A 25,954-nucleotide genomic window follows, 5' to 3' on the forward strand; every position below is an offset into this window, starting at 1 on the left:
CCGCCCCTACAGCAGGGATGCGCGCGTTCAACCGACTGAAAACAAGAAAGGCCCCATCGATGCAACGAACCACCGAACGCTTGATCCTCAGACCGCCCACCCGCGACGACCTCGCCAGCCTGTTCGCCATCTACGGCGACCCGGCGACTCACCAGTTCAACCCTTTCGGACCTCTGACCCAGCTTGATCAGGCGCAATCCCTGCTCGACGGTTGGTTGGCTCACTGGGAGGAAAAGGGCTACGGGCAATGGGCGATCTGCACGTGTGAGTTTCCTGATGAAGTGATCGGCTTCGGCGGCCTCGATGCCCGTCGCTATGGCGACGTTCTGCGGTTGAATCTGGGCTACCGCTTCGGCCCCAAGGCCTGGGGGAAGGGGTTCGCCACCGAACTCAGTCAGGCGGCGCTGGCATTTGGGTTCGTTGAGCTACGAGTGCCCGAGGTCTACGCGGTGGTCAGACCCCTGCACCATGCGTCGATCCGCGTGCTGGAGAAGGTTGGCATGCAGCGCATCGATACCCTCGACGACGTCCCGGGGCAGGCGCCGAGCCTGGTGTATCGGTCGATGCGCCCGGCCTGAAGCAACCGGGCTGCGACGGTGGAAGGCGTCAGTCTTCGCTCAACTCGCAAAATCGCAGCCGATTGCCAAACGGGTCGGCGATTTCCATCACTTTGCCCCAGCCTTGTTCCTGAATGCCCGGTCGGGCGTGTTTGTAGCGTTTGGCGTTGAGTTCGGCGTGAAGGCTGTGGATGTCGTTCACCGGCACAAAGACCGTCGAACCCGGCGTGGCGTCGCCATGGTGGCCGGTCAGATGAATCACCAGATCGTCTCGACGTGCCTGGGCATACAGCGGGAGGTCGTCTTCGAAGCGATGCTCCCATTCAATCTGAAAGCCGAGAAAGTCGACGTAAAACGCCTTGGCCTGTTCTTCGGAAAAGATCCGCAACAGCGGAATGGCCCCTGAAATCTGCATGACACCCTGCTTCCTTGAAGGTTGAAGAGGGGCGAGTCTAGCCCAATCGGTGCGCCAGGCCAGCGTCGACTTTCCGACAGACAGCGGTGTTTGCGCAAACAGGTTGCCAAGCAACGGCACATTGCCATATGTATAGTGCCGTTATCACCGCTTCCGGGCATCGTCCATGAAATTCCTGTGCCCTTTGTGGTTGATGTGCTGCTGCCTGTTCGCGTCCTTGCACGCCAACGGCGCCGAGCAAACGCTGCGCGTTCTGGCCTGGCCGGGTTATGCCGACAGCGATCTGGTGAGCGTGTTCGAGAAGCGCTTCAAAGTGAAGGTCGAGGTCACGCTGGTGGGCAGCGACGAAGTGCTGCGCAGCAAATTGGCGGAAAACCACGGCGGCGATTTTGACGTCATCGCGGCGAACACGGCCGAGATTCATAACTACGCGAATCTGGGCCTGCTGCAGCCCGTGCACCCGGAACGGATCGCCAACACAGCGCGTCAGTTGCCGCGTTTTCGAGATTATTCCCGGCTGCCCGACATCATCGTGAAGGGCCAGACGTATGCCATCCCCTACCTGTGGTCTGACATGGGGCTGATTTACGACCGCAAGCAATTCAGCCAGCCGCCGGACTCGATCACCAGCATGTGGGACCCGCGATTTCAGGGGCGAGTGCTGGCGTTCAACACCAGTAATCACAATTTCTCCATCGCGAGCCTGGCCTTGGGCGGTGACCCTTTTCAGATTTCACCGGAAGATTTTCCGCGGGTCACCGACAAACTGATCGCCTTGCGCCGCAATGTGCTGACGTTCTATGCCTTGCCGGAAGAGGCTGCCGAGTTGTTCCGCAGCCATTCCGTGGCGTTGATATTTGCCAATTACGGTCGTCAGCAACTCAAACAGCTGCGCGACGACGGCGCCGATGTCGGCTACGTCGTGCCCCGCGAGGGCGCGCTGGCGTGGCTCGATTGCTGGGCCATCAGCAGCGGGTCGCGGGACCCGGTTCTGGCGGCGGCGTGGATCAATTACATGCTCGAACCTGAGGTCAGCCGCGTCATCACCGAGCGTCAGGACCTTTCCAATACCTTGCAGGAACCCAAGGACGCCAGCCCGTCGAACCGTCTCATCTGGCTGCGCCCGGTAGAGGACGACCAGCGGCGAGCGGCGTTATGGCAACGCATCGTGTCCGGCGAACGGCCGCCGTTGGGGGAATCGCGATGAGGTTCGGCATAGCGTTCAAGCTGGGTTGTTTAATGGCGCTGTTCGGCATGCTGCCGACAGGGCTGGCGGGTTATTACATTTACCACAGCAGCCGGGACCTGCTGCTGCAGGCGGCCGAGCGCGACTTGCTGACCTCGGTACAAGTGCTGGGGCGCAACTTGCACGCCAGCCTGCGTAACATTTCGCTGGACGCCCAGGTGTTGACCAATGGCCCGCAGGTTCATGACCTGGACGCGATCCAGGACCCGGCACTGCGCACGACCGTGCAGGACAACCTGGCCGAGTCGTTCCGAGCGATGCTGCTGGCCCACCCCGACTACATGCAGATTCGTCTGATCAGCACCACCGACCACGGGCTTGAGATAGTGCGGCAGGACCGCGACGGGTTGAATATCGTCAGGGTCGAGGGCGCGGACCTGCAAGAGAAGGGGCATTACGGCTACGTTTTCGAGGCGCTGCACATGCCGGTGGGCGAGGTGCGGATTTCCCCCATCGTCATTAACCACGAGCAGGGCGCGCATTCGGGCCTCGGCAAGCCGACGTTGCATGTGTCGACACCGGTGGCAAACGCCGACGGCAAGGTGTTTGCGCTGCTGGTGATCAACGTCGATCTGGATCAGTTATTCACACAGTTGCAGGGCGATCTGCCGAAGGAATACCAGGTGTACCTGAGCAACCGTTGGGGCGATCTGCTGGTGCATCCCGACCATCGACGCACGTTCGGTTTCGATCAGGGGCGTCGTCTGTTTTTGCAGGATGAGTTTCCCGAAGTGTCCCGTCTGTTGGCTGACACCGGGCCGACGGCGTTGATCGGTCGCAGCGTGGAAGGTGATCGGCGCGACAAGCTGGTCGCCGCCTTCGTCAAGCTGTCCGACAATGCCGCCTCGGCCCCCTTTGTGGTGCTCGGGCTGGGTCAGCCGCAGAGCCACGTGCTGGCACAGACCTCGCGGGCGGGTACCAGCATCCTGCAGATTGCGCTGCTGTTCAGCGTGCTGGCGCTGTTGGCGGCGGTGATTGCGTCCCGGGCTTTGATCCGGCCGCTGCGCAGTATGACCGATGCCGTGGAGTTGTTTTCCCGGGAGCGCAAGATCAGCGAACTGCCGCCACGGGCGGACGAATTGGGCGTGTTGGCTCACCGTTTTCATGCGATGAAACAGGAAATCCTCACCCAGCTTGGTGACCTGACCAGCAGCCGCGCGGCATTCGAACACTTGGCTCGGCATGACCCCCTGACTGAACTGCCGAATCGGCGCATGTGTTTCGAGCAACTGGAGCAGGCGTTGGTCGCGGCGCGGGTGAACGACCGGAAAATGGCGCTGGTGTTCGTCGATCTGGACCACTTCAAGGAAATCAACGACGAGCACGGCCACCGCTTTGGCGATCTGGTGTTGCAGGCCGTGGCCAAACTGCTGACCTCATCCAGCGAGGGGGCGGACTGTGTCGCGCGTCTGGGCGGTGATGAATTCGTGATGTGTTTCAGCGACCTCAAGGACCCGCAGAAAATCATCGGGCTGCTGGAAAAACTGCACCAGTGCTTCCAGTTGCCGCTGTTTATCGAGGGGCATCGGGTAAAAATCCACGCCAGCATGGGCGTCAGCCTGTTCCCACGGGATGGCGACGACATCGGGACATTGATTCAACACGCCGACCACGCGATGTACCGGGCCAAAAGTGCGGGGCGCAACCGGTATTCGTTCGAGGTGTTGGGCGGGGACTGACGCGATTCGCCCCGGCGACGTTCTCGGTCACCGGGGCGCTCCGTCATTCCGTTACACCGAATCGCTGCTGCCGAAGGTCCGTACGCAGGTCCAGATCGCCACCAGAATCGGCAGTCCCAGACACCACAGCCCCACGGCGAGGTACAGCAACGCCGCGCCAATGCAGCCCAGCGTGAACCCCAGCAGATTCCAGCCAATCGGCTTCAAGCGCTGCTTGATCGCGGCCCGCTGTGTTTCGTCACGCAAGCCGATCAAGGCGAACACGTCGATGGCACCCTGTGTAACGTTGCCGGTCATCAGCGTGGTGGGCGGAGCGCCGTTGAGGTGCTGGCGGGAGATGGCGTTCTGGATCGCCATGGCCGCCACGCCGACCATGCCGGTGATCAGCGCAGCGCTGCTGTCGCCGTCGTTGAACGGCCCCAGGCCAATGGCAAGCACGCCGAACAGCGCCAGCAACAGCGTGTGCAGGATGAGCAAGGGACGCAACGGCGTCAGCCCGCGACGGTGGATCGAGACCGCCGCGAGGTGGGTCAGGCCCACCACCAGCGCGAACACAGGCAACGCCAGCAGTTTGGCCAGCGCCCCCGACGTGCCGTGAACGATGCTCACGCCGAGGGTCACGAAGTTGCCGGTGACATGCGCGGTGAACAGGCCCTGCAATGCGAGAAAGCCGACGGTGTCGACGAAACCGCCGTTAAAGCTGAGCGCCGGGGCCATGGAGCGGTGGAGTGTGGGCATGGAAAAGCTCCTTGTCGGGTCATCGGTTCAGGGGGCGGGGGCCTGATCGAGCGGTTTCTTCAGTGTGTCCTGCGGTTGTGGGACATAGATCGCCAGCAGCATCGCCCCCAGGCTCAGCCCGGCCAGCGCCACTGAGCCGACGTCAATCGCCAGGTCCAGGCCCCACGTGGTCGCGGCTCGACCGAGCAGCATCGCAACCACCCCTTGCATCAGGTACGCCACCAGAAACAGCGCAGACAATGTTCCGGCCCGGTGATGGATCGGCGCGTGAGCATTGATCAGGTTCAGCCCGCCCATGAACAGCAGGCTGTAACCGGCGCCACTGGCGGCGCTGGACAGCAGGAAAACCGGCAGCGCGTGAGTGGCCGTCGCCAGCATCAGCAGTAACAGGCTGACCATCGAAAAGCCCGCGCCCGCAATGATCGACAGCTTCGAGGTGAACCGCTTGGCGACGATACCGGTGAAGCCCAGCACGATGGCAAACAGCGATATCGCGCCGCCGTTGACCAGCGCGTTGTTGGAGCCGATCAGGTCGTGGGCGATCTGCGAACCCAGCGACAGCATCGTCGCGCCCACTGAGTACGCACTCAGCACGGCGCTCACCGACACCAGAAAGGTGCGGCGCAGCGGGGGATGAATCCGGGGCAGCTTCAAGGTCCAGCGTTGGCGGCTTTCTGCCTTGGTGTGCCGGGGCAAGTGCCAGACGCCGTACAGCGTCGCCAGCAGCACGATTACCAACACCCAGAAACTCAGGCGGGTGGGGAAGGGCGCGTATTGGATCAGCCCGCCGCCGAGGATCAAGGCCGCTGCCAGACCGAACGCCTGGGCCGCGGTGGTGATCGCACCGGCCAGTTTCGCCTTACCGGGTGCGCTGAATTCCACCACCGCTGCGGCTGAAGGCCCGGCGGACAGGCCGACCCCGATGCCCATGAAAGCACGGCCGATCAACAGCCAGATCACGTTGGGCGCGACGGCAAACAACAGCACGCCGATCAGCGAGGCGGTCAGCCCCAGCAACATGGCGGCGCGACGGCCGATGTAATCGGAGAGATCGCCGAGGGCAATCAGGGTGGCGACGACGAACACCGGAAACACCGCGAAAATCAGCGTGGTGACGGTGGGCGTCAGTTGCCATTGGTGGGCGTAAAGCGGGTACATCATGGCCGGGGCGGCGCTGGTCCAGAGGGTATGGACGACCACGGCGGCGGCGACCCAGAAACTGCGCTGGCGGCCCCAGGTGTTCAGGGAATGGCTCATGTCAGTGGCCTCGATGGGGTCAGTGATGACGTTAAGGTCGGAAAAGGGTTAAGGCCTAGTACGGGCGTGCGGTTGTTCATGAATCAGGGGGCGGTGCGGCCGCGACAGCGTCGGGTCAGTTGCCGATGTGACACCTGACCCTCTGCCGTTGCGGCGGGCGATCCTCAGTTCAGGTGCGCTTTCAGCTCGCCGGCCGCCTGACGCATCGCTGCCTTGACCTCTGGGATGTTGCTCAACGGGTTGAGCAGGCCATAGTCGTGGACCATGCCGTTGTAGCGCACGGCGGTGACGTCTACCCCGGCGGCGTCCAGCTTGCGGGCGTAGGCTTCGCCTTCGTCACGCAACACATCCAGACCGGCCGTCTGCACCAGCGCAGGTGGCAGACCTTTCAATTGCTCGGTGGTCGCACGCAGCGGCGAGGCATAGATCTCTGCGCGTTGTTTGGCGTCAGTGGTATAGCTGTCCCAGAACCAGGTCATCATGTTCTTGGTCAGGAAATGGCCCTCAGCGTAGGTCTGGTAGGACCCGGTGTCGAAGTTGGCGTCAGTCACCGGCCACAGCAGCAATTGGAAGCGCAGTTTCGGTGTGCCCTGTTCCTTGGCTTTCAGGGCCACTACTGCCGCCATGTTGCCGCCGACGCTGTTCCCGGCCACGGCCAGACGCGAGCTGTCCACGTTGATCTCTTTGCCGTGTTGCGCCACCCACTGGGTCGCTGCGTAGGCCTGGTTGATTGCCGTCGGATAATGCGCTTCCGGCGACGGCGTGTAATCCACGTAGACCGCCACGGCGCCCGAGCCCACCACCAGATCGCGGATCAGACGGGCATGGGTCGGGTAATCGCCCAGCACCCAGCCCCCGCCGTGGAAGTACATGAACACCGGCAGCTCACCCTTGAGGCCCGCTGGACGCACGATGGTCAGCTTGATGCTCTGGCCGTTGGCCTGAAGGGTCTTCTCGCTGACCTGAATCCCCGACATGTCCACCTTCACCGAGTTTTGCGCGCCGGTCAGGACCGCACGGGCATCCTTTGGGCTCAACTGTTCGATCGGCTTGCCACCACCCGCAGCCAGTGCGTTGAGGAACGCCTGCGTCTGATGTTCTGGAACGGCCGTCTCGGCGGCGAAGGCATTGCCGATGGACAGGGCCAGTGCGGCGGCGGTGAGGGCTTTCTTGAACGGGGTCAGTGAGCGAGTGGACATGGTGTGTTCCCTTCAATGTCGAAATGGTCAGTCGTGAGTCGCCATGTGCAACGCGTCTGGCTGCGTATTGGCTGGCTTGGGACTCAATGTACGGACTGAACAGAGCGGGAACAATTAGGCTAAAACGAGACTCATTGTTTCTTATTTAGGGACGATAACCTGAGGCGGTTTCACTCGCGACACTCTTGCAAGGGAACGACGGCGCCGTCCTTAACGCCGCGTCATGCCATGAACGCTCCAGTGAAAGCGCGTCTGCATTTCCCAGACGAGGGTGAGCCACGCACCGATGGCGTTGGCAAGGTGATGGGCGCGATTGGGTTGGCGATGTTCTGGCGTGATGTGCATGGGGGAATCCTCGGAAAGCGGGCGCTGAGTGGGTATGGCGGCATCTTCGCTGATCGAGGCTTACTGCATAAAGGCGAGGAATCAGGTAGCACTTTCACCATGATGGTGAAAATGGCGCGAAGGGCCTGCAGCGGGAGGGGCCGCCGCACACCCTTCGGGATGCGCCATGTCAGCGGGGCAGGCCGCTGACGGGGCGTGATCTTAGGTGTCGAGTTCATCCAGAGTATTGACATAGCGCAAGCCTTTTTCGGCCAGGCGTGTCCGCATGTCGTAAATGTCCAGGCCCAGTTCACCGCTGGCCAGGCGCAGCGTTTTTTGTGCTTCCAGGTCAGCGCGTGCCCGGCTGGCCTCGACGACGCGCTGGATTTCGCCGCGACGCACGACAACCACCCCATCGTCGTCGGCCACCACCACGTCGCCGGGCTCGACCAGCTGATCGCCGCACACCAGCGGCACGTTCACGGAACCGAGGGTTTCCTTGATGGTGCCTTGGGCGCAAACCGCCCGCGACCAGACCGGGAACCCCATCTCGCGCAGCGCCTGAGTGTCGCGCACCCCCGCGTCGATGATCAGCGCACGCACGCCCCGGGCCTTGACGGACGTTGCCAGCAAGTCACCGAAATAGCCGTCGCTGCACGGCGAGCTGGGCGCGACCACCAGGATATCGCCGGGTTGGCACTGTTCCACCGCCACATGGAACATCCAGTTGTCACCGGGGGACACCAGCACCGTGACCGCCGAACCGCTGATGGTCGTGCCGAACTGAATCGGGCTGATCGAGGTGGACAACAGGCCTTTGCGCCCTTGGGCTTCATGCACGGTCGCCACGCCGAAGCGTTGCAGCTCATCGATCAACGTGGCGTCGGCGCGCTCGACATGACGCACCACGACCCCGGTCTTGCCGATCCATTGGCTCATGACAGGTTCTCCGTGACGCGCGGGAAGACGCTTTGGTAACCCTCGGCGTAGACGATGTCGCGACTGGAGGTGATACCGACGTTGCGTTTGGCCTGCACGCCCCGTTGCAGGGCCACGCGGGTGTAGTACTCCCAGAGGTGTTCCTGACCGGCCATGCACTGGATGGCGGCGTATTTCTTGTCCCAGACCTGAGTGATGTCGAGCAGCACGTCCGGACGCCACTCGCTCTGTTCCGGCTGATGGGGTTCGAAGCTGTACACCGGTGGCGCACCGACGATTTTCTCCCCTGGCCGGTAGCCTTCGGCCTGGGCGATGATGCGCGCCTCCTGGGTCAGGTTCATGGCCAGCGGGTGGTCGTAGTTGTACGGGTCTTTGGGCGAGTGACTGAGGACGAACTCGGGCTGGACGCGACGAAACACGTCCGCGAGGCGAAACAGCGTCTCTTTGTCCGCCCGCATCGGGTAGTCGCCCATGTCGAAGAACTCCACGCTCGCGCCAAGCACATCGGCTGCGGCCTGGGCTTCCTGGCGCCGGGCGGCTTTGACTTTCTCTTCGTTCATCTCGCCCTTGCGCCAGAGCTTGGCGGATTCACCGCGCTCGCCGAAGGACAGGCAGACGATGTGCACGGCGTACCCCTGAAGGGTGTGCAGGGCGATGGCGCCGCCCGCGCGCCAGACGAAATCGGCGGAGTGGGCGCTGACGACCAGCGCGGTTTTGGTGGGTGCGCTCATGTTGGACGATCCTCTTGCTTGCAAAAAAAAGGACGGGGGCCGCAGTCGAACCCCGTGTCAGTCATCACGCTCAGTCGCCGCCGGACGGCGAAGCGAGGCCGAACATGCCGCCGAAACTCAACTGAACGTTGAGCCCGTATGCCAGCATGTTCTTGGGCAGCGTGGCGGTTTTGGGGATGCCGGAGTTGTCCGGGTTCATGATGTATTGCACGTTGGGCATGAGGATCACGCCGGGGATCACGTGCCAGCCGTAGTTGAGTTCGAACGAGTATTCGTGGGGGTTGTTGCTGCCGTGGCCACCGGCGCGGACGCGAGAGTCGTGCAGGAAATCCCGCTCCTTGTCGGTGAGGTTGAACATCGAGGCCGACAACCCGATGGTGTCCTGGGGCCGGGACGCGGTCGGGCCGGTGAGCACGAAGCCGCCGAGGAACTGCTGCTTCATGATTTCCTCGTCTTCCAGTTGCTGCACGACGCCGCCGAACACCGTGAGGTTGCGGGAGGATTTCGGGTCCGGTCGCCAGATCACTTTGTCCCCCAACAGGTAAACGCCCTTGCGTTCCTGATTGACCGTTTCGGCGGTGCCCCCGAAACGTCCGAGGGAACGGCCTGCGGTGTTGTAGTACGGGTCCGGGCGCGGTGCGGTGCTGACGTACCCGCCGACCTTGACCTCGAAATCGCCTTTCTCCACCCAGCCCCATTCCAGCGGAATCGTCACGCCGTTGGCCTCGCCAATCGAGAAGTCCATGCCGTTGCTGGCGGAGGTGGTCGGGTTGACCTCGTAGACCCCGGTTTCGACGTAGGTGTTGGGCGTCGTGCGGTAGCGGGCGTTGATGCCCCAGGTCGCCGATGGCAGCAGGCTGTAACCTGCTTCGGAGTTAATGAGCCGGGGTACGCCACAGGTGTTGCCTGCCTGGAACTGGCAGTTGGTGCTCAGCTTGGCGTAGTAGCTGGTGGTGCCCAGCCGCCCGAGGATGATGTCGAGCCGGTCGTCCAGCAGCTTTTGTTCGAAAGCGAAGGTGCCCAGGTGCCAGCGCGGGAACTCGTTTTTGTAGATGTGCTGCTGCTTGGGAAACGTGCCGGTGATGTCGTGGTTGAGCCCGTAGCCATAATCCTTGTAGACCGTGAAGTGAAAGCTACTGCCGGTGGTGCCGATCAGCTTGTCCAGGTTCAGGTCTGCGCCAAGGTTGAACTGGCCGACGTTGCTGTGGCCCTGTGCAACCGCGCCCGTGGTGTTGCGGCCGTACTGGTTGATCAGGTTGGCGCGCAAAAAGATGCCTCGGTCGGCCAGGTCCCGGAGTGCCCCCGCAATGCCCGTGGGCCGGGTTTGCGGGGCGTCGGTGGAGGCGGGGGATTCGCTGACGCTCGCGTCGGGCGTGCCCGGCAGGCGGGTCGAACCAGGGTTGTCCGCACCGGGCAACGGGGCCGCCAGTGCAACGCCATGGGCCATCGAAACCATGACCCCAAGGGCCAGCATCTGTGTTGTTTTTGTTTTCATGAGTCGTGTGTCCTCGCCGAATGTCGGGTGCGCGTCTCTCTTGCGCCCCCGCAATCCGGTGGTGGTTATTGTTTTTGTTGTGGTGGGACGGGTGTCAGGCGGCTCGGTAGCCCGCATCCAGCTCGCTGTGCAGACGCGGTCGGTCGATGGCGTTTTCCCATTTGCCGACCACCAGCGTCGCCACGCAATTACCGGCGATGTTGGTGAAGACAAACGCCGAGGCGAGGATGCGATGCACGCCCAGAATCAGCGCGATGCTGGCCACGGGAATCGCGTGGGTGGCGGCCAGGGTCATGGCCAGCACCGCAATGGCCGACCCCGCCACGCCCGCGCCGCCTTTAGAGGTGACCAGCAACACGAACAGCAGCGACAGTTGTTGCTCCCATCCCAATGCCGTGCCGGTGGCCTGGGCGAGAAACACCGAGACTGCCGCGAAGTACAGGCAGGTGCCGTCGTGGTTGAAGCTGTAGCCGGTGGGCAATACCAGGCCGACCACGGATTCCTCCACGCCCAGCCGCTTGAGCTTGGCGATCAGTTGCGGGAAGACACTTTCCGAGGAGTTGGTGCCGATCACCAGAATCAGCTCTTCGCGGATGTAGCGCATGAGTTTCAGCAGGCTGAACCCGGCGTACCAAGCCACCGGTGCCAGCACGATGAGGAAGAAGATCGCGCAGGTCAGGTAGAACTCGCCCACCAGCGCCGCCAAGGGGATAAGGGACTTCAGCCCGAATTTCGCGACGGTGAAGGCGATGGCACCAAAGGCGGCGATGGGCGCCAGCTTCATCGCCAGGCGAATGACCCAGAACAGCGCCTGCGACACCGTTTCCACGACGTTCAGCACCGGCTGGGCTTTATCGCCCAACGACGCCAGGCCACAGGCGAACAGCACCGAGAACACGAGGATTTGCAGGATTTCACCTTCGGCAAACGCGCCGGTGGCGGTCTTCGGCACGAGGTTGAGCATGAACTCTCCGAGGCTCATGTTCGCAGCGGGGTGCACGGCTTCGCCAGCGGTGCGCAACAGCTCCGGGTCGATATTCATGCCCACGCCGGGCTTGAGCACGTTGATGGTGACCAGGCCGATTACCAGCGCCAGGGTCGTGATCACCTCGAAATAAACGATGGCTTTGATCGCAATCCTGCCCACTTTGCCGAGGTCCCTGACACTGGCGATGCCGTGGGTGACGGTGCAGAAGATGATCAGGCCGACCACCATCTGGATCAGGCGGATGAACACATCGCCCAAGGGTTTGAGGCTCTGGCCAATGTCGGGGGCGAGGGCGCCGACGGCGACGCCCAAGACCATGCCGGTCAGCACTTGAAAGGTCAGGTCCTCGTAGAACCGGGTCTTGCGCCGGGCGGCAGCGCCAGCAGCGGGTGAAATGATACGAGTCATGACGGACTCCACGATAAGGGGTGAAGCGGCCGGGAGCCGCTTATTCGGTGTCGCTGCCCAACAGCTTGCGCGCTGGGGCGAACACTTCTTGTAAGGTCAGGCGACGGGGCAACAGCCCCTGTTTCACACAGGCTTCGATCGTGAATTCCAGCGGCCCTGCCAGGCTGTCGAAGCCAAATATCGTCGGGCAGGGTTGCTCAGTGTCGCGCAATACACCGTGGATCTGGCGATCGGCCTCGCGCAGCAGTTCATAGGCGCGCCTGATCGCGTCGGGCTGATCTTCGCAAGCTCGCGCACTGGCCACCACCAGGTGGTTGATCGGCATGAAACGATGGGTGCGCCACCAGGCCAGGTCGCGGTTCGCGGCGTCTTTGATCAAGGACACGAATTCCTCGCCCGAGGGTAAGTCATTGCCGAGGATCGCGGCCTGGACGTCCCCGTCCTTGAGCATTTGCAGCGAGCCTTTGGTGCCGGGAATCTGCTCGACGAAGGCCGGGTTATGGTACTGCTCGACGTGGGCCGGGTCGTGGGTGATCCAGTGCACGCGGGCGATGTCCAGCCCGTGATCCTCGGCCAGATGGGCGCGCACCCACATGCCGGTGGTCTGGGTGTAGGCGCGTACGCCGATGCGCTGGCCGATCAGGTCGGCTTCGTCGGGCACGCCGTTGGGGCCGTAACCGATCAGGCAACCACGCTGAAAGCGCGAGGCGACCACCGCGGGCAGCAGGACCACCGGACGGCCGTAAGCAATGGCTTGCAGCGCCGTCACCACGGCCAGTTCGCAAAGGTCATACGCCTGATCGCGAACCATCGGCGCGAACGCTTTGTGCACCACCGGAAAATCCTGGAAATCCAGATTCACCGCAGGGTTAGTCAGCGTCTTGGCATGCAGTGCCTCGGTGTGGCGGTAGCGACCGAGGACGGTGCGCAGACTCGCAACGGGCTTCATCAGCGAGCTCCCGATGACTGAAACGGGTACAGGCGTCGCGCGGTTCCGCTGGCGATGGCCTGTTGCTCGTCGGATGACAGCTCGCCCAGAACGGAGCGGGCGGTGTCGGCCAGTTCTGCCAGCGTGCCAGCAGCGGCGGGGAAGTTCGAACCCCAGGCGATGTGATCCGCGCCGAAGGCGGCAATGATTGTGCGCAGGAAGTCGACGGGGGTGGATTGGCCTTCCGCCGACGCCGCAAGCGTGCGGTTGGTGAGTTTCAGGTGCACGCCGGGGAAGGTCGCCAGGTCGAGCAGCGCCTTGGACGCTGCGTAGGGCGCGCCTTCGTTCAGCACCGGCCGGGCGCAGTGATCGAGCAACACGATGGCCTTCGGGAAACGTTCGAGCAGGCTGCGCAGGGCGGGTATGCCTTCCATGGTCATTTGCAGGCAGACCGGAATGCCGTGGGCTTCGGCATACGCCCACGCCGGATAGGAATCGGCGTGCCCCAGCCAGTCGCCCTGACCCGGCATAGTGCTGCCGGTGGTGAACAGGCGAAAACCCGACAGGCCCTGATCTTGCCAGTAAGCGATCTTGTCGACGGCATCGGGGGCCAGCGCATCCAGCGAGTACACGCCCACCAGACGATCGCGATGGGCACGCACGGTTTCAGTAACGTAGCGGTTGTCGTGGCCGTAGACCGTCGAGGCCTGGACCACCACGGCCTGTTCGATGTCGGCAGCGTCCATGGCGCGCAGCAGGCCCTCGGCATCGACCGGACGGGCACGGGACCATTCCGATTGGTGGCCGCCGATGGGATCGGTGGGGTAACGGGCGCTGTCCGGGGAAATGACGTGGGTGTGGGTATCAAGCAGCTTCACAAGTGCCTCGACTCTTGAAATGACGGGTATTCGGATTAGCTATTGAATTGAATTTTTTGTCGTTCGCTAACGTATCCGCTCCCGAGCAACTATCCATGGATGTATACGACAGGGGAAATTCGAATTACGCTCCGGCCATTGGTTTTGGCTAAAGAACAGAAAAATGGATCAGGTCTGGTCATTCAATCTTCGTCACCTTGGCGCGCTGCTGGAAGTCGCGCAGGCCTGCAACATCAGCCTGGCGGCGAGAACCGTGAACCTGTCGCAGCCGGCATTGGCGCAGGCGATCTCCCGCATCGAGCGTCTGCTGGATGCCCGCTTGTTCGAGCGCCGATCGGGGGGCGTGACCATCACCGCCGCAGGCAGCCAGTTCGTGCCCCGCACCGAGCGAGCGCTGGCCTTTCTGGCCCGGGGTGTCGCGCACATTCGCCGCAGCCACGGCATGCCGACACTGCCACGGCTTGAGCAGCGGGTGACCATGAGCCAGCTTCGGGCGCTGGTGTCGGTGGTGGGCGTGGGCAGCTACACCCGTGCGGCAAGCGAACTGGGCCTGTCGCAGCCATCGTTGCACCGGGCGATGCGCGAATTGCAGGACATCATCGACATCCCGTTGCTGGAACGCTCCGGACGAGCGATACGCGCCACCGTGCCCGCCGAACGGCTGGTGCATTTTGTCCGACTGATGCTGGCAGAACTGCGTGCCGGGATCGACGAACTCTCCACCCGGGACGAAGGGCTGGGCGGCACTTTGCACATCGGCGTACTGCCTGTAGCGCGGGCGTGGTTTCTGCCCAAAGTGCTCGCCGAGTTCTGCACCCGCTGGCCGGCGGCGTCCGTCGACATCCTCGAAGGCCCGTACGCCGAACTGCTGACGCATTTGCGTCAGGGCGACGTGGATCTGTTGATCGGCTCCCAGCGCGAATCCGTGCCCGAACAGGACGTCGTCCAACAGGCATTGTTCGACGACGAACTGGTCATCGTCGGCCGCGCCGGGCATCCCCTGCACGGAAAAACCGCGCTGGACACCGCCGACCTGCTGAACCACCACTGGGTCATGCCCGCGCCCGGCACCCCCATGCGCGTGAGCTGGGAACGCATGTTTCAGGTGCGCGGCCAGACCCCACCGGTGCTCCGCGTGCAATGCGGATCGCTGACCATCAAGCGCGGCCTCATGATGGAAGGCGACTGGCTCACCCTCATGTCCCGAGACCAGTTCCGGCTGGAAAGTCAGGTGGGACAACTGGTGGAAATCGGCTCCCCCGGACAAGGCTTCTGGCGCACCATCGCACTGACCCGCCGCACCGATTGGCGGCCTACGTTGTTGCAGACGTCGTTTATTGAATTGCTAGGGAGTGTGGCGGGGGAGATGGGGGATGGGGAGGGTGGGGTTGGTTGGTGAGCGTGCCGAAGAAAGATATACGCTCTTTGGGGATCATGTTGACCGTCATCCATGTATCCCCGATCTACGTAGTTGCCTTATGGTTTGTCAAACGGTCTAGCGTTGAAGTACGGCTCTGCTCTATGCATGGGCAGAGCTTTACACCTCACATGGCCTTAGCGGTGCGTGGACTTTGAGCGACGAAGGCCAAACTTTTTCTGGCAAAGGCAGCCGATGCCCAGTGTGCTGTGTGGCGTTTGGAATCTTTGATCATGCTATATCAGTCATCTATATCGCCATCTATGTACGTACTGCTTCTTTGAAAGGTCAACATGCCAAACAATATTTCAAAACTCCAGTCGACTCCTTTTTGACATAGGCCAAATTTATTTCCATTCTTATAACACTGAAGCTGCGCTTTCTTGAATTCGCTCCAGTTGTCAATTTTAATGTCTGATAGCCTGTCTCCTAAAAACTCGAGAACCAGGACATTATAATCTTTACCCCATACACCCCATTTAGGGACTTTCTTAGCGGGTTCAACAAAAATATGGACATTGATGCTGAATCGACCCAAATCCAGTCCGAATTGCCCTATGAGCACTTCTCCAAATCCGTTGGGATATAGCCCCTCAATAAAGTGATTATTTCCTGTGCACTCTAAAAAAACAGAGGTGTCAATAATTGTAGTGTCCATGAGTTCCTTTAACGCTTCCAGTTGTAGGATTTATGATTGGCCTGACGTTAAAGTGCGGCTCCGCTCCTCGAAATGGTACAGCTTTCAAATGTCCATAGCTGTGGTCCTGAATAATCAATCGGGCACCTTTGATATCCAAAAAATAATAGTCTCTGGTGTGAGCAATTTTCCCATTTCTATAAACATATCCTCCGTATCCATCCAACAGCTTGTTGCGAACCACTGAATACGGCGATTGGCTCAGCGGAACACCCGCATCCATACGTGCCTGCCTAAACGCATCCCTCCGACTCGTCCCTTGATACGAACTCTTCTTGTTGGGAGTACAACTCCACCCCCAAGGATCCACCCACCCCACAGGGTTCGGCGCGTACTGATATAAATTCAGCCCGCCCGCCAACCCGATCGGATCGGGGGTGGCGAAGCGCCCTATATCCGGGTCGTAGAACCTGAAGGTGTTGTAGTGCAGTCCGGTCTCGCGATCAAGGTATTGGCCCTGGAAGCGCAGGTTCTGGTGTTCGAGGAAGTAGGGTTCGCGGGTTTCTTCGGTGGTGCTGCCCCAGACCTGGTAACGCGCCTGCCAGACGACGTGGCCGTCGGGTTCGGTGAGCTGTTCGGGCAGGCCGTTGAGGTCGTTGTGGTAGTGGCGGATTTTCTGGTGTTCACCTCGGCCATCGACGCGGGCCAGCGGCTCGTGGCTGTCGTCGACATAGAGGTAGAGGGTGGAAAGGCCGTTCTGCTCTTCTTGCAGCAGGCGCAGGCCGTCCCAAGTGAATCGGGTGTCGTTGAGGAGGTGGCCGTCGGGGTGGTGCAGGGTTTTGCGGGTGCGTCGGCCCAGCGGGTCGTAGGTCATGCGCACGACGTGGCGGTCGGGGTTTCTGACTTCGATCAGGCGGCTTTCGGCGTCGTAGCTGAAACGCTGGAGGCCGCGGCGGGTGCTGCGTTTTTCGATCAGGCGACCGTAGCGGTCGTAGCGATAGCGTTTGTCCTGCCAGGTCAGCAGTTGGTTATGGGCCACCCGCGCGTTGCCGGACTCACCGACCACGAGGTTGGCGGCGGGATCATAGGCAAATCGCTCCACCCTTCGGCTGATGCTGTCCTGGGCGCAGAGGATCCGGCTGCTGCTGTCGTAACCGAGCCAGGTCTGGTGGTCGCCATGGCGTTGCTGCTCGACCCGGCCAATCAGGTTGTCAGTGAGGTCGTATTCGTAGGTTTTGGTGCTGTCCGCTGGCAAGGGCCGGGGGCGACTGTCGTGTCGGCGAGCGCGTGATTGAAGTCGACCGCTGCGGTCGTAGGCGCTGCGGGTGTGGACCTGGCCCTGGGTGCGCAGCACTTCGCGGTGCAACCGGTCCCGTTCGACGTCGCAGATGCCCTGGCCGTCGAGGTTGAGTTGGTGCAGATGGCCACTGCCGTACAGCAGGCGATTGATCCAGCGCCCGTCGGGAGTTTGGGTCTGGATCAGGTGGCCGAGTTCGTCGTAGCGATGCTGAACGGTGCCGGCGTCGGTGGTTTCGCTGAGCAACTGACCCAGCGCGTCGTAGGTGAAACTTACGCTGTGCTGCGTGCCGTCCAGACCGGTGAAGGTCGCGTCGATCAGGTTGTCGAGCGGGTCATAGGCGTAGGCCGTGCGACCGTCGTCGGTCACTTTGGCGATCAAGCGTCCAACCGCATCGTGCTCGAAGGCATGAGTGATCGACTCATGCCCCGACACGTGCGTGACGCCCACCACATCACCCAGCGAGTCGTATCGATAGTGCCGCTGGCTGCCGTCCAGACCCTGTTGAGTCGAGAGTCGATCCCCGGCGTCCCAGGCAAAGCGGTAGCGTTCGCCGTTCTCGTTGGTCAGCGTGTCCAGCCGGCCATAAGCGTCGTGGCGATACTTCACCGTGCGCTCGTGAGGGTCTTGATGCCGCTCCAGCCGCCCGCACCGGTCGTAGCCGTAACGCGAGATGTCTCCGGCGGCGTTGACGTAGCCGATCAGTGCACCGCTGTCGTCGCGCAGGAAATGTTCGCGGCGCCCAACGGGGAGGTCGCGTCGTAGCAACCGGCCTTGCCCGTCATACCCATATTCCGTTCGCTCACCGAGCGCATCAGTGCTCTGGTCGAGAAAGCCGCGCCGGTCGTAGCGGAATTCAGTCTTGTAACCCGAGCAATCGATGTAATCGGTCAGTTGGCCGAATGCGTTCCAACGCAGAGTTTTGCTTTTGCCGCTGGCATCGATGATCTCGACGACCCGGCCCCGTTCGTCGAAGCGATAACGCGTGACATGCCCCAGAGGATCAACTTCGTGGGTGCGGTTGCCCCGCGCGTCGTAGCGGTAGTGCCAGTGATGGCCCGCTGCATCGGTTTGCACCTTCGGCAACGACCAATGTTCCAGCCACAGCGTGCAGTCGATGCGTCCAAGGGGGTCTTCAGTCGAACTCAGATTGCCTGCGTCGTCATAAGCAAAGGTCCACCGGCCCTGCTGAGGATCAATGGCACCCAGCAACTGACGCTCGTCGTTCCAGAAAAACTGCCACGTCTGGCCAAGGGCGTCGGTGCAGTCGGTGATCTGGTGCTGAGGGTTCCAGCGTCGGACGCTGCGGCGATTAAGGCCGTCCGTAATGACAGAGACACCGGCGCTCAGGTTGTAAGCGAAGTGGTATTCATCCCCCGCGTCGGTCCAGTGATGAACCACGCGCCACTCGCGCCCGTCGATCAGCGCCCAGTCATAAAAACAACGCAGCCCGGTGGGCCGTTGGTGCTCGACCATCCGCCGATTGACGTCATACGTGAAGCGCCGCTGCACCTTGTCCAACGCATCCCGCACCTCACGCAGGTCGCCGTAATCGTCATAGGCGTAGCTGACCAGCGCCTTGGACGCGTCGTCATCGAGCACCCGCTCGATCCGCGCCACACGATCCGGCCATTGCGCCGAATACACCAACCTCACGCGCACGACATCAAGGCCGTCATGCAGATGAGCCAGTCGCCCCTCAGCGTCGTACACCAGATGAATCCGGTTGTCGTTACGGTCGCCAAGCTGGCTCAGGCGTAACAGCGATGAATGAGCCAGATTCGGCTCGAACAGCCGATAAATCCCGTCCTCGCTCTCGATCAACACACGGCCATCGGCATGCCGCTTGACCGCCAGCCCTTCGCCGGGACTGAACACCGCGTCACCCGGCGCAATCGCTCCCATGTCAATGCGCCGGGCCTGCTCATCGATGTAGACCAGCCGCTCGCCACCGTCCGCGAGCGCCTCGACCTCAATCCGGACCTCGAACCCCACGCTCCAGCCCGCGCCCAACAGCCCGTCGCGCCGCTCATCGCGACTGCTGTAGAACCGCTGCCACTCGATCGGCAACACGCCCGGCAAGACGAAATCCAGCTCTTCAGACCCACCCAACACCTTGGCGCCAGTGGCCGCATGCACCGGATTTGGCGACCCGGACACCGCCCGACCCAAAGCACTCGCGACCGCTCCGACGACATATCCCGTAGCGCCGCCGATCAGCAGACACGGCAAGTTGCTGACGAATTTCACAGGCCGACCGCGCAACATCATCAGCGCCGACACCGCCAGCCCCACGCCCGGCGTCTTGCCGCTGCGAATGGTGCGCACCACCGCCGTGCCGCCGCCGATGCGAACGTTGGGTGAGATCAATCCGGAGGACACCACCGTCGCGTCACAGGTGCTGCGATCCCCGCTGCGCACGGCGGGCTGGCCGTTGATGAATACCGTGCTTGAGCCTTCGGCGAGGTATTGACCGGGCGTGCCGGGGTGCTTGTTGCAGGCGATCAGGTCGTTGGGCCGTGGCGAGGCGCCGGGGTCTGGCGTGGCGACGGTGGGGCGCCACAGTTCGGAGAAAAAGCCGGCGGCCATGTCGAGGAAGGTGCCTTCGGAGGATGCATCTTCCGGCAGCGAGGAAGGCGCTTCTGATATCGCGCCAGCGGCGCGAGCAGCGGGTAATCCGTTGATGAAGACGTTGGGGGAACCGCTGATGATGTGCGCGCAAACAGTGGGCGGGAACAGGTCGTTGGCCAGCCCCTGGCAGAAATCACTGAGCTGCCTATCGGCCCCGGTGAGTTGCATGCCGACGGTCACCGCCACCCCAACGACCACGCCCAACACACAAGCGCCCAGCCCGCCCGTGGCAACGGTCAGCCCCGTCGCCGCGACGATGGCTGTGGTCGCCAAGACGCCGACCGCCACGGTGGCCACCACTTCGAGGGCACCGCCGAACACGTCGGCCATCATTGAGGTGTGAGCGAGGGCATCGCCCTGACGGGCAGCCCATAAGGCGTCAGACATTCCCTGATCCGCGCTGAGAAAAACGGGGAATCTAGGGGGTTAAAACGCGGCTGTCTGGGCGCTGAAACACAAAAAAGGAGGACTGCGAAGTTTTCAGAAAGGGACTACAGAGGCGGGTGTTTGTGTCCTGCTTGAGAGGGTAAGGTGTACGACGTGGCGCCCCATAACCGATCAGACCCGCGCCTTGATAGCAATCAAACCAACGGCCACAAAAAAGCCCCGCATCTCTCGACGCAGGGCCTCTCGTTCAAACCAGATGAATCAGGTGTCGCTCATCAGGCGTCACAGCTCTTTGACGGTACGCACCTGATCTTTGTTGATGCGGGTTTCTTTACCGTCCAGCTGTTTGAATTCATAGAAACCGGATTCTTCGTCGTACTTCGGCTGGTCAGTGGCCTGGATTTCGCGGCCATCGTTCAGAGTGATCACAGTCGGCGAAGAGCAACCGGCGAGGGTGGCGAGGCCCAGTGCGAGCAGGAAGGCTGCGGGAATAGTCCGTTGTTTCATTACTGTGTCTCCGAGGGTCATTCTTTATGTAGTGAAGTTTCTGACGCGGGGGCTGTGAGCAAAGTTCCATGAAACTTGTCCGGCACCTGCAGTCTGATCGAATCAGCGCTCAACGGCGGACAGCAAATCCGGAGTGTTGAGATTCGCCAGGCGAGGGTCGCCCTCGTCACATTGCAACGCCACGCCGCCCAGCTCGGCCATGGTCCGGCGCGGGCTGCGCTGGCCCTGTTGCCAATGTTGCTCGAAGACGGGGGCGTGGAGGGTCGGAATGCAGCACAGCAGCGGTTCCCACTGATCGCCCTCCCGCACCATCACCGGTTGGCCGGGGTGTTCGACGGCTTTTCGGCGCAGCGCGTTGAGCAGGGCGAGGTCCAGCAGCGGCTGATCGCAGGGCATCACCAGCAGATAGGCGTGCCGCGCCACGGCGATGCCTGCGCGAATTCCCGCGTAAGGGCCGGGAAACCCGCTTTCGTCGTCTTGAACCAGTCGGTCGGCGAGTGGCGCGTACCGGTCCTGATTGCGGTTGCAGGAAATGATCAGGTCGTCGGTCAACGGGCGGGTCAGGCGATGCAAGTGTTGAATCAGTGGCTCGCCGCGCCATTCGATCAGGCCCTTGTCGCGGCCGCCCATGCGCTGGCCCTGACCGCCGGCCAGCAGCAGGATCGAGCAAGGGGGCAGGGTGTCGGAAGGCGTCATTGTGCTCTCGTCCAGCGGAGAAAAAAGGGGTGCTGTGATATAACACCGGACTGTTTTCCCTACAACCGGACCACGCCGATGAAATCCAAGGCTGACACCCCCTTCGTGCCGCTGAACATTGCCGTTTTGACCGTGAGCGACACCCGTACCTTTGAAAACGATACCTCCGGGCAGATGTTCGTCGATCGCCTGACCGCTGCCGGTCATGGCTTGATCGAGCGCGTGCTGCTCAAGGACGACCTCTACAAGATTCGCGCCCAGGTCGCCACCTGGATTGCCGACGATGAAGTGCAAGTGGTGCTGATCACCGGCGGCACGGGCTTCACCGGCCGCGACAGCACCCCTGAAGCCGTGGCGTGCCTGCTGGACAAGCAGGTCGACGGTTTCGGCGAGCTGTTCCGGCAGATTTCGGTGCCGGACATCGGCAGCTCCACCATTCAATCCCGCGCCCTGGCAGGCTTGGCCAACGGCACGCTGGTCTGCTGCCTGCCGGGTTCGACCAATGCCGTGCGCACCGGTTGGGACGGGATTCTGGCCGATCAGTTGAACAACAGCTTCCGCCCCTGCAATTTCGTGCCGCACCTGAAGAAAGCCGAGCCGTGCGCAACCCGTGGGTGATGACCGATGAGCAACTCTGAACCCCGTGGCCTGATCCCGGTGGAGGAGGCCATGGAGCGCTTGATGGCCCTCGCCGCGGAGGCGCCGATCACCGAGCGCGAAACCGTGACGCTGGCCGACGCCCAAGGTCGCATCCTCGCCGATGACCTGATTTCCACCCTGGACTTGCCGCCGTGGCCCAACAGCGCAATGGACGGCTACGCCTTGCGCGTCGCCGACTGGACCGGCGAGCCATTGCCGGTCAGCCAGCGGATTTTCGCCGGGCAGGCGCCGCTGCCCTTGCAACGCGGCACCTGCGCGCGGATTTTTACCGGTGCTCCGGTGCCGGCAGGTGCGGACTGCGTGGAAATGCAGGAAAACGCCGTGGTCCAGCCCGACGAGCGCGTGCGTTTCCTTGAACCGCTGAGCATCGACCTGAACATCCGCCCCAAAGGCCAGGAAACCACCGTAGGCGACAAGGTGCTGGACGCAGGCACTGTCATGACCCCCATCGAATTGGGTCTGGCCGCGACCCTGGGGCTGGGCGAGTTGCAGGTCATTCGGCGGCCGCGGGTCGCGGTGCTTTCAACCGGCGATGAATTGATCGAACCGGGCCAGCCGCTGGGTCCGGGACAGATCTACAACAGCAACCGCGTGTTGCTGTGCAGTTGGCTCAGGCGCTTGGGCTGCGAGGTCGTCGATGCCGGGATACTGGCGGACGATCTGGAGAAAACCCGCGCCGCGCTGGGGGCCTTGGGTGACGTTGACCTGATCCTCTCCACGGGCGGTGTTTCTGTGGGCGAAGCGGATTTTCTCGGTCACGCGCTGCGTGAAGAGGGCGAAATCTCGCTGTGGAAGCTGGCGATCAAACCGGGCAAGCCCCTGACCTTTGGCCATTTTCGCGGCGTGCCGGTGATCGGTTTGCCCGGCAATCCGGCATCCACCCTGGTGACGTTCGCCTTGCTGGCGCGGCCTTATCTGCTGCGACGCCTGGGCGTGACCGAGGTCAAACCGCTGCAGTTCAAGGTGCCCGCCGGTTTCGTCTGGACCAAGCCCGGCAACCGTCGCGAATACTTGCGCGGGCGTCTGGAACAGGGCCGCCTGATCGCCTACCGCAACCAAAGCTCCGGCGTGTTGCGCAGCGCAGCGTGGGCCGACGGGCTGATCGAGGTCATGGAAGGCACCACGGTGGCGGAAGGTGATCTGCTGAATTTCATCCCCTTGAGCGAGGTGATGGGCTGACCGGCGGCGGGATCCAATCGCGAGAAGCTGAGCTACGCTGAAAGTGCGTCATGACAAATGGGTATTCAGTCTTTGCCCCGGAGTATTGTTATGCAGGCTTTGCGCGTTGCGTGTGTGATCCCGACGTACAACGGCCGCAGGGAGCTTGAGCGGCTGCTCGATTCGCTCTCTGCCCAGACCGCCGTTTTCGACACCCTGATCGTCGATTCCAGCTCCACCGATGGCACATGGGAGCTGGCCCGCGCCCGCTGCGAGAACGTCGTCCAGATCGCCAGCAAGGACTTCAACCACGGCGGGACACGGCAGATGATGGCCGAGACCCACCCACGTTATGACGTCTTTGTCTACCTGACTCAGGATGCCTACCTCGAAGACCCTCGCGCGGTGGAAAACATTATTCAGCCGTTCGAAGACCCCTTGGTCGGCGCCGTGTGTGGCCGCCAGTTGCCGCACCTCGACGCCACCGTGCTGGCGCAACACGCCCGCTGGTTCAACTACCCGCCGGTGTCACGCATCAAGACCCTCGCCGACGTGCCTGAAATGGGCATCAAGGTGCCGTTCATGTCCAATTCCTTCGCGGCGTACCGGCGTGACGCGCTGCGTGCCGTGGGCGGGTTTCCTCGACACGTGATCCTCTCCGAAGACATGTACGTCGCGGCCCGCATGTTGCTGTCCCACTGGAAAGTCGCCTACCAGGGCTCGGCAGTCTGTCGGCATTCCCACAACTACAGCTTGCGTGAAGAGTTTCGGCGTTACTTCGACATCGGCGTGTTTCAGGCCCGGGAATCGTGGATTCACGCCCGGTTCGGCGGCGCCCGCAAAGAGGGGTTTCGCTACGTGAAATCCGAGCTGGATTTCCTTGGCGCTCGACGCTGGTATCTCTGGCCGGCGTCGTTCTTGCGCAACGGGCTTAAGCTGCTGGCGTTCAAGCTGGGCAAGGAGGAGGCGCGGTTGTCGCGGCCTTTGAAGCGGCGGCTGGGAATGTACAAGCGTTTTTGGGACAGCGAACACGCTTGATTGGCCTGACGGATTGCGCCCTGCATCAGCAGTGGCGCCGCCATTCGTGCGTCTGACGCACTCATACACTGCCTAAATGTAAATTTTTCTTCATCTTGAGGCTTTTTACACTGCCGGAAACGACGCCCGTTTCCGGAGTGATACGCCCATGTCTCACCTTGCCCAAGCCTCCCTGCCTACTGCTCGACGGCGGGCGGCGCCATGACCGCCGCCGCGCCGTTGCCTGCGATCAAGGCTGCGCTCCCGGCCACGTTCGGCCTGCAAACGGTGCTGGGTCTGCTGGGTGTGTTGCTCGCGGTGCTGGTGGCGGGGGTCAATGAAGGTGTGACCCGCATTGCCCTGAATGACATTCGCGGCGCAATGTTTATCGGCTACGACGAAGGGACCTGGGTCACGTCGCTGTATGCCGCCACCTCGCTCACGGCCACCGCGTTCGCGCCTTGGTTCGCGGTCACGCTCTCGCTGCGTCGGTTCACCTTGGGCGCCATCGGCGTGTTTATCGTCCTGGCGCTGCTGTGCCCGCTGGCGCCGAATTACCCAAGCTTCCTGATCCTGCGCGCCCTGCAAGGGCTGGCAGCGGGGTGCCTGCCGCCGATGCTGATGACCGTGGCCCTGCGGTTTCTGCCGCCAGGCATCAAACTTTATGGGTTGGCGGGCTATGCGTTGACGGCCACGTTCGCGCCAAGTCTTGGCACGCCGCTGGCCGCGCTGTGGACTGAGTATTTCAACTGGCAGTGGACGTTCTGGCAGGTGATCACCCCGTGTCTGGTGGCGATTATTGCCATTGCCCACGGTATCCCTCAGGACCCGCTGCGACTGGAGCGTTTCAAGGCTTTCAACGGGCGGGGCGTGCTGTTGGGCGCTCCGGCGATCGGCATGCTGGTCACGGGGCTGTTGCAGGGCAACCGCCTGGACTGGTTCGAATCGGAGCTGATCACGGTGTTGCTCTTGGGCGGGACGGCGATGCTGGTGCTGTTTATGGTCAATGAGTGGTTCACTCCGGTGCCGTTCTTCAAGCTGCAGATGCTCTCCAACCTGAACCTGTCCCACGCGTTGCTCACGCTTGGAGGAGTGCTGGTGGTGCTGACGGCGACCGGCTCCATTCCGTCCGCGTACTTGGCGCAAGTCCACGGCTACCGCCCTTTGCAGACCGCGCCGATGATGTTGTTGGTGGCCCTTCCGCAACTCCTGGTCTTGCCGCTGTTGGCGGCACTGTGCAACGTGCGCGCCGTGGATTGCCGCTGGGTGCTGACGGTGGGGCTGGGCCTGCTGTCGTTGCATTGCTTTGCGGCGACGCAGATGAGCCCGGAGTGGATTCGCGAGCATTTCTACGGGCTGCAACTGCTGCAGGTGATCGGCCAGCCCATGGCCGTATTGCCGCTGCTGATGCAGGCCACGGGCGGGATCGCGCCGGCCGATGGTCCGTTCGCGTCGGCGTGGTTCAACACCGTGCGCGGCCTTGCGTCGGTGATCGCAACCGGGGTGCTGGATGCGCTGACCACGTCCCGTCAGCACTTCCATTCCAACGTGCTGGTGGACCGGCTCGGCAACAGCCCGGAGCTGGCGGCTCAGGACACGGTGGCGTCGCTCGCCCATCGGATTCACGAGCAGGTCGTGACCCTCGCCAGCATCGACCTCTACTACTGCATGGGCTGGGTGGCCGCCGGGTTGATCCTGCTTATTCCCCTGATGCCCAGCCGTGTTTACCCACCCCAGGCCCCCAGCTGATTTCTTCACCTTTAGA

Annotated in this window: 23 protein-coding genes; 8 read left to right on the forward strand and 15 right to left on the reverse strand. The window is 62.4% G+C overall.

Annotation, left to right across the window (positions count from 1 at the left end):
- Window positions 1-59: 59 nt before the first annotated feature.
- Complete coding sequence (locus ACWKWE_RS13210) at window positions 60-578, forward strand: GNAT family N-acetyltransferase (RefSeq protein ID WP_166598579.1); 519 nt, start codon at window positions 60-62, stop codon at window positions 576-578.
- Window positions 579-606: 28 nt separating this feature from the next.
- Here the strand turns inward: ACWKWE_RS13210 and ACWKWE_RS13215 are convergent, their stop codons facing one another.
- Window positions 607-972, reverse strand: a complete 366-nt coding sequence (locus ACWKWE_RS13215; protein ID WP_483850758.1) for a glyoxalase superfamily protein — start codon at window positions 970-972, stop codon at window positions 607-609.
- 166 nt (window positions 973-1,138) lie between these two features.
- On the opposite strand from ACWKWE_RS13215, the gene ACWKWE_RS13220 reads away from it, so the two are divergent.
- Window positions 1,139-2,179 (forward strand): ABC transporter substrate-binding protein, encoded by a 1,041-nt coding sequence (locus ACWKWE_RS13220; protein ID WP_483850759.1) that lies wholly within the window; start codon window positions 1,139-1,141, stop codon window positions 2,177-2,179.
- Window positions 2,176-3,897 (forward strand): diguanylate cyclase domain-containing protein, encoded by a 1,722-nt coding sequence (locus ACWKWE_RS13225; protein ID WP_483850760.1) that lies wholly within the window; start codon window positions 2,176-2,178, stop codon window positions 3,895-3,897. Before ACWKWE_RS13220 ends, ACWKWE_RS13225 begins: the two co-directional genes overlap by 4 nt.
- Before the next feature lie 51 nt (window positions 3,898-3,948).
- Here ACWKWE_RS13225 and ACWKWE_RS13230 read toward each other — a convergent pair whose 3' ends face one another.
- From ACWKWE_RS13230 to ACWKWE_RS13275, 10 genes are all read right to left on the reverse strand, one after another.
- Window positions 3,949-4,635, reverse strand: a complete 687-nt coding sequence (locus ACWKWE_RS13230; protein WP_483850761.1) for a YoaK family protein — start codon at window positions 4,633-4,635, stop codon at window positions 3,949-3,951.
- A gap of 27 nt (window positions 4,636-4,662) precedes the next feature.
- Entirely contained in the window at window positions 4,663-5,892 is a 1,230-nt protein-coding gene (locus tag ACWKWE_RS13235; RefSeq protein ID WP_483850762.1) for an MFS transporter, read from the reverse strand.
- A gap of 164 nt (window positions 5,893-6,056) precedes the next feature.
- Window positions 6,057-7,091 carry an alpha/beta hydrolase gene (locus ACWKWE_RS13240; RefSeq protein ID WP_483850763.1) on the reverse strand — a complete coding sequence of 345 codons (1,035 nt, stop codon included), beginning with the start codon at window positions 7,089-7,091 and terminating at the stop codon, window positions 6,057-6,059.
- A gap of 210 nt (window positions 7,092-7,301) precedes the next feature.
- On the reverse strand, window positions 7,302-7,436 hold the full coding sequence (locus ACWKWE_RS13245) for a hypothetical protein (protein ID WP_483850764.1): 135 nt from the start codon (window positions 7,434-7,436) through the stop codon (window positions 7,302-7,304).
- Window positions 7,437-7,637: 201 nt separating this feature from the next.
- Entirely contained in the window at window positions 7,638-8,354 is a 717-nt protein-coding gene (locus ACWKWE_RS13250; RefSeq protein ID WP_483850765.1) for a 4-carboxy-4-hydroxy-2-oxoadipate aldolase/oxaloacetate decarboxylase, read from the reverse strand.
- Window positions 8,351-9,085 carry a 4-oxalmesaconate hydratase gene (gene galB, locus ACWKWE_RS13255; protein ID WP_483850766.1) on the reverse strand — a complete coding sequence of 245 codons (735 nt, stop codon included), beginning with the start codon at window positions 9,083-9,085 and terminating at the stop codon, window positions 8,351-8,353. The genes ACWKWE_RS13250 and galB overlap by 4 nt, the downstream gene beginning before the upstream one ends.
- Before the next feature lie 70 nt (window positions 9,086-9,155).
- Window positions 9,156-10,580: a carbohydrate porin gene (locus tag ACWKWE_RS13260; RefSeq protein ID WP_483850767.1), complete on the reverse strand. Its 1,425-nt coding sequence runs from the start codon at window positions 10,578-10,580 to the stop codon at window positions 9,156-9,158.
- Between the two features lie 94 nt (window positions 10,581-10,674).
- Complete coding sequence (gene dctA, locus ACWKWE_RS13265; RefSeq protein ID WP_483850768.1) at window positions 10,675-11,976, reverse strand: C4-dicarboxylate transporter DctA; 1,302 nt, start codon at window positions 11,974-11,976, stop codon at window positions 10,675-10,677.
- Between the two features lie 40 nt (window positions 11,977-12,016).
- Window positions 12,017-12,925 carry a substrate-binding domain-containing protein gene (locus ACWKWE_RS13270; protein WP_483850769.1) on the reverse strand — a complete coding sequence of 303 codons (909 nt, stop codon included), beginning with the start codon at window positions 12,923-12,925 and terminating at the stop codon, window positions 12,017-12,019.
- Entirely contained in the window at window positions 12,925-13,782 is an 858-nt protein-coding gene (locus tag ACWKWE_RS13275) for an amidohydrolase family protein (protein ID WP_483850770.1), read from the reverse strand. Before ACWKWE_RS13275 ends, ACWKWE_RS13270 begins: the two co-directional genes overlap by 1 nt.
- Window positions 13,783-13,945: 163 nt before the next feature.
- Here ACWKWE_RS13275 and ACWKWE_RS13280 point away from each other — a divergent pair, with 163 nt between their 5' ends.
- The gene (locus ACWKWE_RS13280; protein WP_483850771.1) at window positions 13,946-15,181 is read left to right on the forward strand and encodes a LysR family transcriptional regulator; all 1,236 of its coding nucleotides are present in this window, start codon (window positions 13,946-13,948) and stop codon (window positions 15,179-15,181) included.
- A 259-nt stretch (window positions 15,182-15,440) separates the two neighbouring features.
- Here the strand turns inward: ACWKWE_RS13280 and ACWKWE_RS13285 are convergent, their stop codons facing one another.
- From ACWKWE_RS13285 to mobA, 4 genes are all read right to left on the reverse strand, one after another.
- Entirely contained in the window at window positions 15,441-15,857 is a 417-nt protein-coding gene (locus ACWKWE_RS13285) for a hypothetical protein (RefSeq protein ID WP_483850772.1), read from the reverse strand.
- On the reverse strand, window positions 15,838-20,151 hold the full coding sequence (locus ACWKWE_RS13290; RefSeq protein WP_483850773.1) for an RHS repeat-associated core domain-containing protein: 4,314 nt from the start codon (window positions 20,149-20,151) through the stop codon (window positions 15,838-15,840). The genes ACWKWE_RS13285 and ACWKWE_RS13290 overlap by 20 nt, the downstream gene beginning before the upstream one ends.
- Before the next feature lie 282 nt (window positions 20,152-20,433).
- Window positions 20,434-20,658 carry a YgdI/YgdR family lipoprotein gene (locus ACWKWE_RS13295; protein WP_166598218.1) on the reverse strand — a complete coding sequence of 75 codons (225 nt, stop codon included), beginning with the start codon at window positions 20,656-20,658 and terminating at the stop codon, window positions 20,434-20,436.
- Between the two features lie 102 nt (window positions 20,659-20,760).
- Complete coding sequence (mobA, locus tag ACWKWE_RS13300) at window positions 20,761-21,354, reverse strand: molybdenum cofactor guanylyltransferase MobA (protein WP_483850774.1); 594 nt, start codon at window positions 21,352-21,354, stop codon at window positions 20,761-20,763.
- Window positions 21,355-21,432: 78 nt separating this feature from the next.
- Between mobA and moaB the strand changes: the two genes are divergently transcribed.
- The 4 genes from moaB to ACWKWE_RS13320 all read left to right on the forward strand — a co-directional run bounded on the left by moaB (window position 21,433) and on the right by ACWKWE_RS13320 (window position 25,938).
- Window positions 21,433-21,972: a molybdenum cofactor biosynthesis protein B gene (gene moaB, locus ACWKWE_RS13305; protein WP_166598220.1), complete on the forward strand. Its 540-nt coding sequence runs from the start codon at window positions 21,433-21,435 to the stop codon at window positions 21,970-21,972.
- Window positions 21,973-21,978: 6 nt separating this feature from the next.
- A complete protein-coding gene (locus tag ACWKWE_RS13310; RefSeq protein WP_483850775.1) occupies window positions 21,979-23,193 on the forward strand; it encodes a molybdopterin molybdotransferase MoeA in 1,215 nt (404 codons plus the stop codon).
- A 90-nt stretch (window positions 23,194-23,283) separates the two neighbouring features.
- Window positions 23,284-24,210: a glycosyltransferase family 2 protein gene (locus tag ACWKWE_RS13315; protein ID WP_483850776.1), complete on the forward strand. Its 927-nt coding sequence runs from the start codon at window positions 23,284-23,286 to the stop codon at window positions 24,208-24,210.
- Between the two features lie 201 nt (window positions 24,211-24,411).
- Entirely contained in the window at window positions 24,412-25,938 is a 1,527-nt protein-coding gene (locus tag ACWKWE_RS13320) for an MFS transporter (RefSeq protein WP_483850777.1), read from the forward strand.
- Window positions 25,939-25,954 lie beyond the last annotated feature (16 nt).

This window comes from Pseudomonas salicis (assembly GCF_057128705.1).

Coding starts and splice junctions, on each gene's coding strand:
- ACWKWE_RS13210 (WP_166598579.1), top strand. CDS start 60: ATGCAACGAACCACCGAACGCTTGATCCTCAGACCGCCCACCCGCGAC.
- ACWKWE_RS13215 (WP_483850758.1), bottom strand. CDS start 972: ATGCAGATTTCAGGGGCCATTCCGCTGTTGCGGATCTTTTCCGAAGAA.
- ACWKWE_RS13220 (WP_483850759.1), top strand. CDS start 1,139: ATGAAATTCCTGTGCCCTTTGTGGTTGATGTGCTGCTGCCTGTTCGCG.
- ACWKWE_RS13225 (WP_483850760.1), top strand. CDS start 2,176: ATGAGGTTCGGCATAGCGTTCAAGCTGGGTTGTTTAATGGCGCTGTTC.
- ACWKWE_RS13230 (WP_483850761.1), bottom strand. CDS start 4,635: ATGCCCACACTCCACCGCTCCATGGCCCCGGCGCTCAGCTTTAACGGC.
- ACWKWE_RS13235 (WP_483850762.1), bottom strand. CDS start 5,892: ATGAGCCATTCCCTGAACACCTGGGGCCGCCAGCGCAGTTTCTGGGTC.
- ACWKWE_RS13240 (WP_483850763.1), bottom strand. CDS start 7,091: ATGTCCACTCGCTCACTGACCCCGTTCAAGAAAGCCCTCACCGCCGCC.
- ACWKWE_RS13245 (WP_483850764.1), bottom strand. CDS start 7,436: ATGCACATCACGCCAGAACATCGCCAACCCAATCGCGCCCATCACCTT.
- ACWKWE_RS13250 (WP_483850765.1), bottom strand. CDS start 8,354: ATGAGCCAATGGATCGGCAAGACCGGGGTCGTGGTGCGTCATGTCGAG.
- galB (WP_483850766.1), bottom strand. CDS start 9,085: ATGAGCGCACCCACCAAAACCGCGCTGGTCGTCAGCGCCCACTCCGCC.
- ACWKWE_RS13260 (WP_483850767.1), bottom strand. CDS start 10,580: ATGAAAACAAAAACAACACAGATGCTGGCCCTTGGGGTCATGGTTTCG.
- dctA (WP_483850768.1), bottom strand. CDS start 11,976: ATGACTCGTATCATTTCACCCGCTGCTGGCGCTGCCGCCCGGCGCAAG.
- ACWKWE_RS13270 (WP_483850769.1), bottom strand. CDS start 12,925: ATGAAGCCCGTTGCGAGTCTGCGCACCGTCCTCGGTCGCTACCGCCAC.
- ACWKWE_RS13280 (WP_483850771.1), top strand. CDS start 13,946: ATGGATCAGGTCTGGTCATTCAATCTTCGTCACCTTGGCGCGCTGCTG.
- ACWKWE_RS13285 (WP_483850772.1), bottom strand. CDS start 15,857: ATGGACACTACAATTATTGACACCTCTGTTTTTTTAGAGTGCACAGGA.
- ACWKWE_RS13290 (WP_483850773.1), bottom strand. CDS start 20,151: ATGTCTGACGCCTTATGGGCTGCCCGTCAGGGCGATGCCCTCGCTCAC.
- ACWKWE_RS13295 (WP_166598218.1), bottom strand. CDS start 20,658: ATGAAACAACGGACTATTCCCGCAGCCTTCCTGCTCGCACTGGGCCTC.
- mobA (WP_483850774.1), bottom strand. CDS start 21,354: ATGACGCCTTCCGACACCCTGCCCCCTTGCTCGATCCTGCTGCTGGCC.
- moaB (WP_166598220.1), top strand. CDS start 21,433: ATGAAATCCAAGGCTGACACCCCCTTCGTGCCGCTGAACATTGCCGTT.
- ACWKWE_RS13310 (WP_483850775.1), top strand. CDS start 21,979: ATGAGCAACTCTGAACCCCGTGGCCTGATCCCGGTGGAGGAGGCCATG.
- ACWKWE_RS13315 (WP_483850776.1), top strand. CDS start 23,284: ATGCAGGCTTTGCGCGTTGCGTGTGTGATCCCGACGTACAACGGCCGC.
- ACWKWE_RS13320 (WP_483850777.1), top strand. CDS start 24,412: ATGACCGCCGCCGCGCCGTTGCCTGCGATCAAGGCTGCGCTCCCGGCC.